Genomic DNA, 14351 nt, shown 5'->3' on the forward strand with positions numbered 1-14351 from the left:
CCGGCCTGATAGGCCTCGCCCCAGCGGTAATAGGCGCCAAGGTTCAGCTTGCTGCCGGGATCCTTGTTGCCCTGCTGATAGACCACGCCGTTGCCGCGACGGGCGATATAGGTGTCGTTGGAATATTCCGCCACCAGCGACAGGCGGTCATTGACCTGCCAGCTGACCGAGCCGAAGGGTTTCGCCCCGCCCGAGAACCATTCATCGGCGTTCAGTGTGCCGCCCTGGCCGCTGTCGTCGAAAAGGCGCGGCTTTCCCGCCAGCGTCCCCCAGCCAAGGCCGGCCGAAACGCGAACCTTCGGCGTCACGCTTTTGGTGGCGACGATGTATTCGCCCGAATAGACGCCGGTGCCCAGAAAATCCTGAAGTCCCACGGCGACGGCGGGGCGCCATCCCTGTTCGCCCAGAATCTGATAGCGCATATCCAGCGACCGGTCCGAGATGAAGTCCTCGTTTCGGTAGTCGCTGACCCCGTTCACCCGGGAATAGCGCAGAACCGTGGTCAGGCCGGGCAGGACCTGAAAGCCGACATTGGCGCGCCGTCCGAAATCCGACCACGAGATGGCGGCGCTGAGCGAGCCGTCCGGCATCACCTCGGCGGTTGGCGTGTCGATGCCGCCGGGCAGGCCATAGGTGGACAAGGTGCGGCCCAGCAGCGGTTCGGCCACGGCAGTCGAACTGACCGATCCCAGCACCATCGCGACAGGCAGCGTCGTCACCAGAAGGCGGCGGACAAGCGGAGATCGGCGCATCGGGTCAGCTCCTCCCATTCGGATTCGGGCGATCATAACGATGCCGCGGCTCGATTGCATCCCGCCAGCGGCAGATCGCGGACCGGGTGCGGCTTCCGGGTCGCAGGTCGCGGGCCGTCGCAGGTCACTCACCGGGTCGGGGTGTCGGTCGATGCGTCGCCCGAAACGCTGGGCGGCGTCGAGGGAAGCCGCAGCGCGGGGGCGGGAACGCCGCTGCTGCCGGTGCCGCCGCCCGCCTCTGATCCGGCCGAGGCGTCCGGCGCGGGCGGCATCTCGCCCGTGCCTTCGCTTGCGGCCGGAGTTGCTGAGGCGGCGGCGGGCCTGGGTGCAGGCTTGGTCGAAGCCGGTTTGGGGGCCGCGGCACGGGCGGCTTTCGGCGCCGCCGGGGCCGGGGCCTTGACGGCCGCGACGGCCTGGGCGACCTCGGCCGATGCGGGCCCCGCGCAGCCGCGGTTGGTGCGGCCCGAGACGGTAAGGGCCGCGGTCATCGGGAAACGCTGGCCGGACATGTCGTCACGACAATCATCGCCGCGTACCGTCAGCACGAAGGGCCGTCCGCCCAGCACGCCGATATACTCCACGCCTTCGGCGAAGGCGATCCGGTTCACCCGCACGGCGCGGCCCTTCTGGTTGTCGGGCGTCCGGTAGATCGCGGTCGAGCCCGCTGCATCCACGGCCCAGAACGGCTCGTTTCCGCGGGCGCTGAAGGCGGCGGTGTTGTAGGTCTCGGGGTTGACGGTCGCGACCGGTGTCTTGCCACCGCCCGTCTCGATCGGCGCCTCCAGCGGCGAGACATCGGGCGGCCCCTTGTGACCCTGGGCCGCGGGTTCCTGCTGACTGCCCGAGCCGGGCAGGCCGGTGCCCTCGCAGGCGGCCAGCGTCAGGGTCATGGATGCGATGAAAGCGAGACGCGAAAACATCGGGCGGCCTTTTCAGTTTGTTGGATCACTGCTGCCCAAGCGTTAGCAATGCCACGTCGCCGGAGCAAGCGCCGCGACCCATTGCCGCATCATGGCGGCGGGCTGCCGCCGGTGGTGGCCGGGCGCAAACTCGGCCCCGGACCGGACCGGCCGAACGGCTTGATGCGGACAGGCTGCGGACCCTCACGGTGTTGAGCCATCGTGTCTAGGCTTCGCAGGTCACGCCGATGATGCGCCTCATGCGCTGTCGGCGTTTCCGTGACCATGGGGCTTGCCCTTGTCGTCAGCATTGTGGTGTCCGTAGAGATCGGCGTCATCGTGGGCGCGGTCCTCGTGCTCGAACTCCAGACTGGAATGGGTGATGCCGAAATCCTGTCTCAGCCGGTCCTTGATCGCGGACTTGATGCCTTCGCTTTCGTCCCATCCCTGGGCGGTCAGGACGACGTGGCAGTCCAGCGCGACCTCGTGTTCCTGCATCTGCCACAGATGGACGTGATGCAGGTCCGCAACGCCGTCGACGTCGCGCATCGCCCTGACGACCGCCTCGTTGTCGATGTCGGGCGGGCTGCCCAGCATCAGCGTCCGTGCCGGGCCGCCGATTTCGGTGAAGGCCAGATAGAGGATATAAAGCGCGATGCCGATGGTGATGGCCGGATCGACCCACCGCATGTCGTAGAGGATGATCAGCGTGCCGCCGACGACGACCGCGACCGAAGCTGCCGCGTCCGAAAGGTTGTGCAGGAAAAGCGCGCGGATGTTCACGCTGCCCTTCATCATCGAATAGGTCAGCATCGCCGTCAGGGTGTCGATCACCAGCGCGATGCCCCCCAGGATGACGACCGTCCAGCCCTGCACCTGCGGGGGGTCGATCATCCGCATCCCGCCTTCGTAGATGAGGTAGAATCCGATCAGGATCAGCGTCGTGTAATTGATCAGGGCCGCCACGATCTCGATCCGGCCATAGCCGAAGGTCATGCTGGCATCGGCCGGCCGGCGGGCGATCTTGCGGGCCGCGAATGCGATCACCAGCGACGCCATGTCCGAGAAATTGTGCAGCGCGTCTGCAATCAGCGCGAGACTGCCCGAAAGAATGCCGCCGACGATCTGCGCGACGGTCAGGATCCCATTGGCCCAGATCGCGATCGATACCCGACGATCGCCTGAATCGGGGTCGATATGCGGGTGGGCGTGATCATGCGGCATGATGGATCCATCTTCTGGCGGGACGGTTCATCACATCACTTCCTCAAGCGCCAGCAGCAGCAGGAAGCCGACGAAGAACATCGCCGCGACCCAGGGCCGGTCGGGTATTTCATGGGCCTCGGCCAGCAATTCCTCGGTCACGAGGTAAAGCAGCGCGATCAGGCCGAAGCTGAGAAAGGCAGTAATATACTGGTCCGGAAACCCGGCAATCGGTGTCGCGACCAGCGCGCCCAAGGGCAGAAACACCAGCAGGGCCACGACGGTCAGGATGATCCTGATCCGCGATTGCGTCGTCTTTGACAATTCCGTGACAATGGCCAGCCCCAGGAACAGAATCTCGACGCTCAATGCGATCGTCAGCAATATTCCGGCCTGCCCGCCTGCCGCGAAGGCGATCCCCAGAACCAGCCCGTCGATCAGAAGATCCACCCCGACCAGTGTCAGGAAACCGGCCGGCCCCTTGATGACCCGTTCCAGCTGACGGATCCCCAGCATGACCGCGATGCCCGCGAATCCACCGATGATCGTCACGAACGGAGACCCGCTATGGGCGATATCCGGCATGATTTCACCGGCGGCGGCGGCAAAGACCACGCCTGCGGCAAAGTGCTGGATGGCGCTGACAAGGACCGCCCCGGGCCGCAGGTTGACCGCGATGACCGCCGCCAGCAGCGTGACGGCGGCGGGAATCAGGGTATAGGCCCAGGCGGCGTTCATCCTTCGTCTCCATGCACTGCCTTGTGATGCTCGCCATGGGCATCGCGCAGGATCTTCACGCCGCCCCACAGGAACACCCCGGCGATGCCGACGCCGACGGCCAGATCGGGCCAGTTGTCACCCAGCCACCAGACCAGTCCTCCGGCAAGAAGGATGCCGCCATTTGCGGCAAAATCGTTCCAGCTGAAGGTGTTCGCGGCCCGCACATTGACGTCGGGTTCCTTCAGCCGTGATAAAAGCCAGACACAGATCACGTTGACCACGGCCGCAATCACCGACATCGCGATCATCAGCCCGCCCAGCGGTTCGGACCCGGCGTAATAGCGCCGGACGGCATCGACGAGGACGCCGACCGCGAACAGCAGCAGCATTCCGCCCGAAACGTTGGCGGCCGCCCGCTTCCATTTGCCGGCGCGTGACACCGCGAACAGGCTGATGGCGTAGACGACCGTGTCGGAGGTGTTGTCCAGCCCGTTGGCGATAAGACCGCTAGAATCCCCGATCGCGCCGGTGACGAAGAATCCGATTGCGATGGCGAGGTTGAGCAGCAGAACGATCCACAACACACGGCGCTGCTGTTCGTTCTTTTCGTCGATCGTCTCGGCCAATTTTCCTGTCCCCATGCGACGTTATGGTTCGGGGAACGCTACGGGCCCGGAACGGGTTCCGGCTTGGCGCGTGGTTCGCCGGTCCTGCCGCACAGCCGGATGCGCCCGGCCGAAGGGAAGGCGGCGCCCGTTTTCGGGGCGCCGCCGTCGAAGTCGTCCGGTTTGACGCGCTTGCGCGACCGCCGCGGCTACTGTCCTTTGATCGCGTAGTTCATCACCGAAAAGATCTCGTTCTGCTCCATCACGCCGCCGAACAGATGCGCCCAGGGACCGCGCGCGAACAGCGCCACGTCTTCGCCGGAATGGGTTTCGGAACTTGTCGGCAGCAGCGCCTGCTGCATGTAGTCGCGTCCCTCGGCCTCGTCCGCCGAAACCTCGGGCCGGGATCCTGACCAGGTGCCGTCGGCCTGTTCCTGCATGACCGAGCCCGGACCATTGAGATATCCGGCGACGGTATAGGGCTTGCCATCATCGCCCAGTGCCGGTTCGGCCAGCGCCTCGGTGCCGGCCTCGTCGATCTGCCTGCAAAGGCCGGTGATCGAGGAGCCGCGGCCGCAATAGCCGTTGAAGGCGATGGCGTGTTCGTGGTCGGCGGTGACGATGATGAGCGTGTCTTCGGGATTTGTCAGTTCGATGGCGCTGGCGACCGCATCGGCGAAGGCCTTGCCGTCCGTCACCGTGCGATAGAGATTGCCGCCGTGGTTGGCGTGATCGACCCGGCCGGCCTCGACCATCATGTAAAAGCCCTGGTCGTTCGCGGACAGCGCGTTGATCGTGGTCGCGGTCATTTCGGCAAGCGAGGGCTCGCCGCTGCGATCGGCCTCGTATTGCATGTGGCTGGATTCGAACAGCCCGAGGATCGGCGCATTGCCGCTGGCCTGGAGCGCGGCGAAATCGTCGCTTGCGAACACCACCTGGGCGCCGGCGTCCCGCGCCTCCTGGACAAGATCGCGCCCGTCGGTGCGGCGGCCCGGCTGACCCTCGGCATCGGTTGCGTCCTGGGGAAGGAAATGCCTGCGACCGCCGCCCATGGCGACATCGACGACGCCGTTCTTCATCTGGTCAAGAAGCTGAACCGCGATATCGGGCTGGGCGCAGCCTTCGGGAATGTCGGAATTGTCTTCCCAGTCGCGGTTGGCGGTGCGCGCATAGACCGCCGCCGGCGTGGCATGGGTGATGCGCGCCGTCGAGACGACGCCAACGGACTTGCCTTGTTCGGCGGCGATTTCGGCAAAGGTGCGGACGCCGTTCTCAAGTCCGGCCGCGCAGTCGCTGACGGCGACGTTTTCAGTGACGTTGATCAGATCGTTTTTCGTCTTGATGCCGCTGTTCATCGCGCTTGCCGTGGGGGCGGAATCCGGGGTCTGCCCGTTTGTCGAATAGGTCTTGATCAGGGCGACATTGGGAAAAGCCTCGAACGGCTGGACATAATCGTCGCCCAGCCCGCCCTGCTGCTGACCGGCAAAGAGCCGCGAGGCATAGTTCGTGCCGACACCGTTGCCGTCGGCCACGAACAGGATGACGTTTTTCGCACGCTTGGTGTTGGGCTGGTTGGCAAGCCGTTCTTGCAGCGCCTCCTGGGCCTGCTGATACCAGGGCGACGACGCCTGCGGCAGGTTCTGCGCATTTGCGACGCTGGCGCCAAGGATTGACGCGACTGCCCATATCGATCCACGCATCTCGGTCTCCATCGATGTTGTTCGCCCGTGTTCTAGTCGGGCAGTGCGACATCTTCGTGACCATTCGCAGATGACTGCCATGAATGGGGGTGCATCAGGAGGATCAGCGTTCGAATCCGGGCCCGGCGCTGACCGGCAGCGGGCCTGTCAGGCGCCCATCTGGTCGTGCTGGGTGAGACATTCGGTGTGGTCGCGCAGCACCTCAAGCACCCGGCAGTCGGCGGTGCGCCCGCCGCTGCATTCGTGAACCATCCGCTTCAGTTCGGTGCGAAGCGCCTTCAGGCGCGCAAGGCGCTGTTCGACCTGTTTCAGCTGACGGCGCGCGATCGCATCCGCCTCGTCGCAGGATTTGTCGGGATGGTCGCTGAGATCCAGCAGCTCGCGGATCACGTCCAGCGGAAAGCCGAGCTGCCGCGAGTGGCGGATGAAGGACAGGCGGTCGAGTTCGGCATCGCCATAGCGCCGCTGCCCGCCCCCGGTCCGGCCCGGTTCCGGCATCAGCCCGATCTGTTCGTAATACCGGATGGTCTGCACCTTGGTGCCGGTCTTTTTCGCCAGACTGCCGATCGTCAGCATCATCGCCTCCGTAAAAGGTAAAGTAGTTGTAGGTTTCGAGCGACGGATTTGCAAGTGCCGGCTAGCGGGCGCGCGTGACGTGTTGTCGCAGCAGCCGTGCTTGAACCTCCAGCCACCAGAGGCTTTATGCGACAAGTCGAGCCGGGAATCGGGCCGCGGCCATGCTGTCGGGCGTCCGGTCGCGGCGCCGGGCATTCGCGGGCACCCTGGCGCGCCCGGCCTCGCCGGTCCGGAAATGCCCTATGGTTCAAAGGGCGCCGGTCGGCTAGAGGGCCGTCAGGCTGGTGATGTCCTTCGGGTCCGGAACCATCGACCGGCGAAGGTCTTCACGGGGTTTTCGAAAGGCTGAACGGGCAATCTGGGACAAACACGATCATGGAATTCCCTTCTCCGAACGGGCCCGGCTTGGTTGGAAGCCTTGCCGACCGATCGCTTTGCGGCAGCCGCCAGAACAGGGTGGCAACGGGTCTGTCCGCCGATTTCGATCTGAGGCCGTTTCTGGACATCTGGTCAGGATAAGATTATGGAAAAAAACAAGAAATCACTGACGATCGGAATCGCCGCGGCGCTTTTCGCGCTGACAGCCGATCAGGCGACCAAGGCGCTTGTCGTCGCCAAGGCAGCCGCGCTCAGTTCCGGCGTCGCCGTCTTTCCCGGCTTCAACCTCGTCTTTTTTCGCAATGACGGCGTGACCTTCGGTCTGCTCGGCGGCGCGCCGTGGTGGAGCCTGGTCGCGGTGGCGCTTGCCGTCTGCGTCTGGCTGGCGGTTCTGATGGTGCGAACCCCCAGCCGGGTCGAGGCGCTGGCCTATGGCACGATCATCGGCGGCGCCGCCGGCAATATCGTCGATCGCCTGCGCCATCGGGCTGTGACGGATTTTCTGGATGTCTATATCGGCGCGGCGCATTGGCCCGCCTTCAACCTTGCCGACGTGTTCGTGGTCAGCGGTGTGGCGCTGCTGTTCGCGGCGCCATGGCTGAGCGGTCGGGCTCAGGCGTAGATGTCGATGGGCGTGCCGTTCTTCACCATGGCATAGATTTCCTCGATCTGGGCATCGGTGACCGAGATGCAGCCGGCGGTCCAGTCGCGCACATTCTCCGGATCGATGCCGGGACGCGGGCCGCCATGAATGAAGATGTCCCCGCCCGGAGACCGCCCGCGCGCCTCGGCAAAGGCGATGTCGGCCTCGTTGGGATAGGAAATCCCGATCGACAGGTGGAACAGGCTCTCGGGATTTCTGCGGTCTATGATATAGGATCCCTCGGGTGTCCGCCCGTCACCCTCGAACTGCTTGTGTCCCTCGGGTGCGAAGCCCAGCCCGATCGGATAGGTCTTCAATACCCGCTCCTTGCCATCGAGGAAAAGCAGCCGCTGCGCCTTGTACATTCGCAGCCGCGTCACTTCGGGCCCGCTATAGCTGCGGAACTTGCTGGCGCAGGCGGACAGGAAGGCAACCAGTCCCGAAACCACAAGCGCGCGTCGTGGAAGTTTGAAATTCGTCATGACGCGACGCTCCTCGTGTTCGGTTCCGGTTGCCTTCCAAGGCAAGCGGGGCGGGCCCGCCGGTTCAATGTCCGGGGGCAAGAACGCCGTCGGAAACCGGCCTGGCGGCGGGTTTTCCGCCCGAAGGCCTGGCGTCGGTCCGGTGCCCGTTCAGCAGTCTCAGCGCGTTGGCGACGACCACCAGCGAGACACCGACATCGGCGGCGATCGCGCCCCACATCGAGGCCATGCCAAGCACGGTCAACCCGACGAAAAGCGCCTTGGTCGCAAGCGAGATGCCGATGTTCTGGCGGATGATCCCCATGGTGCGGCGCGAATGGCCGATCAGCCACGGCACCCGGCCGATATCGTCGGTCATCAGGGCGATGTCCGCCGTCTCGATCGCCGCGTCCGAACCGACCGCGCCCATGGCGATGGCATAATTGGCCCGTGCCATGGCCGGCGCATCGTTCACCCCGTCGCCGATCATGGCGACCATGTCGTGCCGGGCGACCAGTTCTTCGATGGCCGTGACCTTGTCTTCGGGCAGAAGCTCGGCGCGGACCTCGTCGATGCCGACTTCCGCCGCGACCGCACGCGCGGTCCGTTCGTTGTCGCCGGTCAGCATGACGATGGTCTTCACGCCCTGTGCATGAAGCCGCGCGACGATGCCCTTCGCGTCCGGCCGGATGCGGTCGCGCAGTTCAAGGACGCCGGTGACCCCGGCCTCGTCTCCGACAGCCACAAGCGTGCTGCCCGCGCCTTCGATCCGGTCGCGCAATTCCTTGGGAATGATGCCGTCGAAGCCTTTTTCCTTGGCGAAGCGATCCGAGCCGAGCCAGACGGAACGACCGCCCGACCGCCCTTCGAGGCCGCGCCCCGGCACCGTCCGCGTATCATCGGCGGCAGAGACCGCGATGCTGTCGGCTTCGGCACGGGCAAGGATGGCGCGGGCCAGCGGGTGCGAGGACCGTGCTTCAAGTCCCGCCGCCACCGACATCAGGTCACGCGCCGAGGCGCCGCCCAGCGGATGAACCGCCGCCACCTCGGGTTCGCCCATGGTAATGGTTCCGGTCTTGTCCATCGCCAGGGCCGTGGTGCGGCCCGGCGCCTCGACATAGGCGCCGCCCTTGATCAGAACCCCGGCACGCGCGGCAGAGGTCAGCGAGGCGACGATGGAAACCGGGGTCGAGATGACCAGCGCGCAGGGGCATGCGATCACCAGCAGGACGAGCGCGTTGTAGAACCAGTAGTCCCAGGCCCCGCCGAAGACCAGCGTCGGCACGGCCGCGATCAGGATCGCCAGCACCATCACGATGGGGGTGTAGATGCGGGCGAACTTGGCCACCCACTGCTCGACCGGTGCGCGGCGCGCATGGGCGTCGCCGACCATGCGTATGATCTTGGCCAGGACCGTGTCGCTGGCGGCCTTGGTCGCCCGAACCGTCAGCGTGCCCTCGCCATTGATGGTGCCGGCATAGACATCCTCGCCCGGTTCCTTCGGCACCAGCGCGCTTTCGCCCGTGATCGGTGCCTGGTTGACCGCGCCCACGCCCTCGGTCACCTCGCCGTCCAGGGGAATGCGGTCGCCGCCGCGCACCACGAAGCGGTCGCCCACGGCCACCTGGGCCGCAGGGACATCGGCCTCGGTCCCGTCATCGCGGATCACCCGCGCCGTCGGCGGCGCAAGATCCAGAAGCGCCGAGACCGCGTTGCGCGCGCGCCCCACGCTCCAGCTTTCCAGGTAGAGAGAGAGCGAGAAGAAGAAGGCCACCGTCGCCGCCTCGAAATAGGCGCCCAGAAGGATCGCGCCGGAAACCGCGACGATCATCAGCAAATTCATGTCCGGTGACATCCGCCGGGCCGAGGACCAGGCCTTGGGCGCGACCAGCCATGCGCCGAAGACGATGGCCAGGAAAAAAGCGCCGATCTCGATCAGCGGCATCGGTGTCTCGCCGTGGTCCGAAAAGATTCGCACCAGACCCGCAGTGCCGGATTCCACGCCATGCCAGATGAATCCCAGAGCCCAGAACCCGCCCGAAAGCGCGGTGAAGAATTTCTGCCGCTTCAGGTGCGCGGCCTGATCCTCGGCCGCGTTCTCGGAACTCCAGGGCCTCGCGCTCATCCCGGTGCTTGCAACCAGCTTGGTCACTTCGTCATCCGAAATCGTGTCGGCGCTGTCGAGAATGGTCATGCGACCATTGATGACATCGAAGGCCAGATGCTCGGCACCGCCGATCTTCGGGCCGACGACCTTGTTCAGGATCGCCACTTCCTCGACGCAATCGAGACCGGAAACCTGAAAGCTTCTTCCCGCCGCGGAGGAGGGCGGCGGCGCCGGGACGACGCTGCTTGCCGCCTGGCTGCCGCAGCAGGCGCCGCCGCCATGATCGTGGCTGTGGGCCTGAGCATGTGAATGGCCGGCGTGATCGTGCTTGTGATCTTGATCATGATTGTGATCGTGATCCTGTGCGTGATCGTGCTTGTGATTGTCGGATGGCATGAACTGACCTCGGGATTCGATGAGTTCAGCAGAAGATAGTCCCTACAGCAACTGTAGCTTCAAGGCATAATTCGGCCTTGCCGGAATTTTTCCTGTCCGTTCACACTCGACACAAACTTGACCGCTGGCAGGCTTGTGAGTCAGGGGTTCAAATGCAACAAGGATACCGACAAGGTTCATCACGCAGGAAAACGACCCAGATGAAAAGAAAACCTTACTTTGTCCTGGCGACGGTTCTGGTCAGCACCGCTTGCACCAGCATGACACCCAGAACGCAGGTTGCCGAAACCGCGCCCGACGCCCTTCCGCCCGAACTTTACGCGCTTGCCGCGCCGGGACAGGACATCGCCTCTGCGCGCCTTCTGCCGCAGGACAACTGCTATTGGTACGAACATCGCGGACAGGTCGAAACCACGCTTCTTCCCCTGACGACGGCCGATGGCCGTCCCATCTGCAGGCAACCGCGAGCCTGACCCCGCCGGGGCATAGGCCCCGGCCGGCGATCCGGGGATGGGACCGGCCCCGGCTTCAGGACGTCACGCTGTCCGAGGCTGAATACAGGAACGCGGTCGAGCCGAGTTCCACCAGCGGATAGAGATCGTTGATATGCACCATGACCATGCGCACGCAGCCGGAACTGGCGCGGCTGCCGATGCTTTTGGGGAACGGCGTTCCGTGGATGCGCAGCATGGTGTCCCTGTCGCCGACATACAGATACAGGGCGCGCGACCCAAGCGCGTTCTCGGGTCCGGGCTCCATCCCGTTTTCAAACTTCGCGTAGATTTCAGGCTCGCGTTCGATCATGTTCTGGGTCGGGGTCCAGTGCGGCCATTCGACCTTGCGCTTGATCGTGTAGACGCCCGGTTCATACAGGTCGCCGCGCCCGATCGCCACGCCATAGCGCATCGCGGTTCCGCCGGTCTCGATGTGATAAAGATATTTCGCCACCGCATCGACATGGATATCGCCCGGGACAAGCCCGTCATTCGCCACGACCCGCTGGGGCAGATAGCGCGGGTGCAGACCCCACGGATTGGTCGTGGCCGCATCATAGCCCGGCGGCGTGACCTCCGCGTCCCAGGCGGCCTTCTGGGCGGCATCCGGCCAGGTGCTGGCAAACAGGGGGCCAGATATTGACGCAGAGAACAATGTCGTGGTTGTCTGGATGAAGTGTCGTCTCGTCAGCATCTTTTGCCCTTCCTTGGTCGTTCGATATCGTCAATGCCTGTGACATCAATGAAGTGATCGTTGCCCAAAAGTCCAATACCCCTGCGGCAATCTCGATTTGGTCCCGTTCCGATAAAACCTGCAGCGGCCAGAGGTTCAACAAAAACTCGCGTGATCCGGGCATGAAGCTGAAAAAAATTTCAGACCTGTTGCCGCCGCCCTGGCCGATCCCCGTCCCGTCCTGGACAGGCGCCATGTCCGTGTCGCCTGGTCGAATTCATCCCGACGCCGGGAGACAGCGACGCCGATCTTGCCGCGGATCGGGCGCCGAAAGCCTGCGACACCATGTCACGTCCGCCCCTGAAGCTGCGTCTTTTGCAAGAGCGCGATCAACTCGTTGAACTTTGCGCGTTGTTCGTCCGGTTCGCCGCTGGCGATCGCGGCCTCGACGCAATGTCGGGCATGGTTTTCCAGAAGCATCCGTTCGACCCCCATCAGCGCCGAATGAACGGCCGCGGTCTGTGACAGGATGTCCACGCAATAGCGATCCTCCTCGACCATGCGGGCGATACCACGGACCTGACCTTCGATCCGCGCAAGACGATCGAGCGCGCGCTGCTTGTTCGGTTTCATCGCCGCCATCGTGGAACCCGATCCCCACCATGGGGTTTGGGGATACATATAGTGGGTATTGGTATAACGCAACGAAAAGGGGATCAATTCGTCATGAAGAAGACCAATGAAGGCCATGGGGGCGGGGGCGGAATGGGTTACGGCCGCTTTGCCGCGATGATCGCCACGTCGACGGTGGTGATGTTCGGTCTGATGTATCTCAACACCTATCTGCTTTCGCATGTGTTCTGGTCGGAAACGCGGGCCTACATGGCGCTGCTGATGGGGGCCACGATGGCGGTCATCATGCTGGCCTTCATGCTGTCGATGTATTCCAGCAAGTCTCTGAACATCGCCATTTTCCTGGGCGCGGGCGTGGTCTTCGGCGTTTCGCTGTGGCTGGTGCGCAGCCAGTTCACGGTGGGCGACACAAGCTACATGCGCGCGATGATCCCGCACCATTCGATCGCGATCATGACATCGAGCCGGGCCGATATCTCGGATCCGCGCGTGCGCAAGCTGGCCGACGAGATCATCTATGCCCAGGACAAGGAAATCGCCGAGATGCGGTATCTGATCGCCGACATCGAAGCCTCGGGCGATGCGACCCAGCAGGAAAATCCCCCGGCGGCCCAGGTCGTCAGCGTCGATCAGGCCCTGTCCTCGGCCGAGGTCAGCGTCCTTGATCCGGAGTTCCTGACCAATGATGACATCGCGCAGATATTCCCGAACGGCGCGGCCTGCACCTTCACCTACACCGAAACCAGCCAGCCTGTCCTGGCGATCGGTCAGGATGGCGCGGCCCTGACCAAGATCAGCGGCAACTTGATCCGCCTGGACGCGGAGGATGCCGCCGCGGTCGCGACGGGGCCGGCCCTGACCACCGCGGGCATGGCCATGCGGGTCAGCGCGCCCGGCGAGGGCGCCCGACTGGAGGCTGGAAGCGGCCGTCAGGAGGCGGATCTGGTCATCAATCTCGATGCGGGCCTGCAAGCGGGCTATCGTGGCCTTTACGGCTGCAATGCCTGAAGATGCCAGCTCGTCGCGATCTGCGACATGATGGCGCAAGATGACCGCGAGGCCGTCGGGAAGGCGGCCTCTTTTTCTGCCGCGTGACGGCATGGCCTTGCCTGTCGGTCGCGGATCGAAATCATGGCCGGCCCGGTCTGCAACCCTGCGATAGCGGGTCGCGACAGCTTTCCAGGGCCTGTGCCTGGCAAAGAGGTGTATGCCGGGATGTCGGCCGGTCCCGTCACGCGCTGCAGGGCCCCGGGGCGCCCGGCCGCGCAGATTGGCAGGATCCCGAAAATCTTCATTTTCCTGCGACACGGCATCATCTTGCCCGGCGGGTTCGGCTGACCTATCTGCCGAACCAATCCGGGGCTGGATTCGCAACCATCCGACAGCCGGCCCGGCCAACCTGTCGCACGTCACGTTCTGAACTCTCACTCAAAAGGATCGGATCACCAGATGGCACTCATCCCCGGCATCAGTCGCCGACGTTTCCTGTCAACGGCAGGTCAATTGGCGGCTGTCACGGCCCTCGGCTCTTTCGGGGCGCAAGCCTGGGCGGCACAGGGTGCGCGGCGACTGACGGCAGGCACGCGCACGATCGAGGTTCAGGGCCGGGCTGCGACGGTGTTTGGTCTCACCGACGAACGCGGCCGGCAGGGGCTGACCCTGGACATCGCGGATGGTTTCGACGTCGCGCTGGCCAACGAGGCCGGGGTGCCGACGGTCATTCATTGGCACGGTCTCACGCCGCCTTTCGGACAGGACGGAAATACCCTGTCGCAGGAACCGATTCCGGCCGGGGGGACAAAGAACTTTGCCTTCGATCTGCCGCGGGGCGGCACCAACTGGATGCATTCGCATTTCGGTCTGCAAGAGGCGCAGTTGATGGCCGCGCCGCTGATTCTTCGTGATGGCGCTGCCGACCGGCAAGAGGTCGTGATGCTGCTGCACGACTTTTCCTTCACGTCGCCCGAGGAGCTGATGGCGCGACTGGTCGGCGATGACGCAGGCCGTATCGGATCGGGCATGGCGGCGATGCAACACGGCATGGTGCGCGGCCCGTCGCAGGATGGCACTGGCATGGCGGGCATGGATCCATCCGGCATGGAGGGCATGGA

Annotated in this window: 15 protein-coding genes; 4 read left to right on the forward strand and 11 right to left on the reverse strand. The window is 64.6% G+C overall.

The features are described 5' to 3' along the window. The 7 genes from B4L36_RS10990 to B4L36_RS11020 form a co-directional block, all read right to left on the reverse strand. A partial coding sequence (locus B4L36_RS10990; protein WP_292956838.1) for a YjbH domain-containing protein occupies positions 1-752 on the reverse strand: 752 nt, incomplete at its 3' end. A gap of 128 nt (positions 753-880) precedes the next feature. After that, the gene (locus tag B4L36_RS10995; protein WP_292956841.1) at positions 881-1642 is read right to left on the reverse strand and encodes a hypothetical protein; all 762 of its coding nucleotides are present in this window, start codon (positions 1640-1642) and stop codon (positions 881-883) included. A gap of 267 nt (positions 1643-1909) precedes the next feature. Then, complete coding sequence (locus B4L36_RS11000) at positions 1910-2875, reverse strand: cation diffusion facilitator family transporter (protein WP_292956844.1); 966 nt, start codon at positions 2873-2875, stop codon at positions 1910-1912. 30 nt (positions 2876-2905) lie between these two features. Next, entirely contained in the window at positions 2906-3592 is a 687-nt protein-coding gene (locus B4L36_RS11005) for a ZIP family metal transporter (RefSeq protein ID WP_292956847.1), read from the reverse strand. Then, complete coding sequence (locus B4L36_RS11010) at positions 3589-4200, reverse strand: cation transporter (protein ID WP_414692173.1); 612 nt, start codon at positions 4198-4200, stop codon at positions 3589-3591. The genes B4L36_RS11005 and B4L36_RS11010 overlap by 4 nt, the downstream gene beginning before the upstream one ends. A 188-nt stretch (positions 4201-4388) precedes the next feature. Continuing rightward, positions 4389-5879, reverse strand: a complete 1491-nt coding sequence (locus tag B4L36_RS11015) for an alkaline phosphatase (RefSeq protein ID WP_292956853.1) — start codon at positions 5877-5879, stop codon at positions 4389-4391. A gap of 147 nt (positions 5880-6026) precedes the next feature. Continuing rightward, positions 6027-6455, reverse strand: coding sequence for a MerR family transcriptional regulator (locus B4L36_RS11020; RefSeq protein ID WP_292957053.1), 429 nt, complete (start codon positions 6453-6455; stop codon positions 6027-6029). Positions 6456-6978: 523 nt separating this feature from the next. Between B4L36_RS11020 and lspA the strand changes: the two genes are divergently transcribed. After that, a complete protein-coding gene (gene lspA, locus B4L36_RS11025) occupies positions 6979-7455 on the forward strand; it encodes a signal peptidase II (protein WP_292956856.1) in 477 nt (158 codons plus the stop codon). On the opposite strand, the gene B4L36_RS11030 is transcribed toward lspA, so the two are convergent. Together B4L36_RS11030 and B4L36_RS11035 are read right to left on the reverse strand one after the other, a co-directional pair. Continuing rightward, the gene (locus tag B4L36_RS11030; protein WP_292956859.1) at positions 7446-7958 is read right to left on the reverse strand and encodes a L,D-transpeptidase family protein; all 513 of its coding nucleotides are present in this window, start codon (positions 7956-7958) and stop codon (positions 7446-7448) included. The two genes, lspA and B4L36_RS11030, sit on opposite strands and share 10 nt — an antisense overlap. A gap of 64 nt (positions 7959-8022) precedes the next feature. Next, positions 8023-10440 carry a heavy metal translocating P-type ATPase gene (locus tag B4L36_RS11035; protein ID WP_414692174.1) on the reverse strand — a complete coding sequence of 806 codons (2418 nt, stop codon included), beginning with the start codon at positions 10438-10440 and terminating at the stop codon, positions 8023-8025. 200 nt (positions 10441-10640) lie between these two features. Between B4L36_RS11035 and B4L36_RS11040 the strand changes: the two genes are divergently transcribed. After that, complete coding sequence (locus tag B4L36_RS11040) at positions 10641-10913, forward strand: hypothetical protein (RefSeq protein WP_292956862.1); 273 nt, start codon at positions 10641-10643, stop codon at positions 10911-10913. A 55-nt stretch (positions 10914-10968) separates the two neighbouring features. Here B4L36_RS11040 and B4L36_RS11045 read toward each other — a convergent pair whose 3' ends face one another. Further along, complete coding sequence (locus B4L36_RS11045; RefSeq protein WP_292956865.1) at positions 10969-11628, reverse strand: L,D-transpeptidase; 660 nt, start codon at positions 11626-11628, stop codon at positions 10969-10971. Positions 11629-11955: 327 nt separating this feature from the next. After that, positions 11956-12240, reverse strand: coding sequence for a metal-sensitive transcriptional regulator (locus B4L36_RS11050; RefSeq protein ID WP_292956868.1), 285 nt, complete (start codon positions 12238-12240; stop codon positions 11956-11958). Positions 12241-12372: 132 nt separating this feature from the next. Here B4L36_RS11050 and B4L36_RS11055 point away from each other — a divergent pair, with 132 nt between their 5' ends. Next, positions 12373-13248: a DUF6692 family protein gene (locus tag B4L36_RS11055; RefSeq protein WP_292957059.1), complete on the forward strand. Its 876-nt coding sequence runs from the start codon at positions 12373-12375 to the stop codon at positions 13246-13248. 441 nt (positions 13249-13689) lie between these two features. Then, positions 13690-14351: multicopper oxidase domain-containing protein (locus B4L36_RS11060; protein ID WP_292956871.1), on the forward strand; the 662-nt coding region annotated here is incomplete at its 3' end.

It is taken from the genome of Paracoccus sp. UBA889 (assembly GCA_002294185.1).
GTDB lineage: Bacteria > Pseudomonadota > Alphaproteobacteria > Rhodobacterales > Rhodobacteraceae > Paracoccus.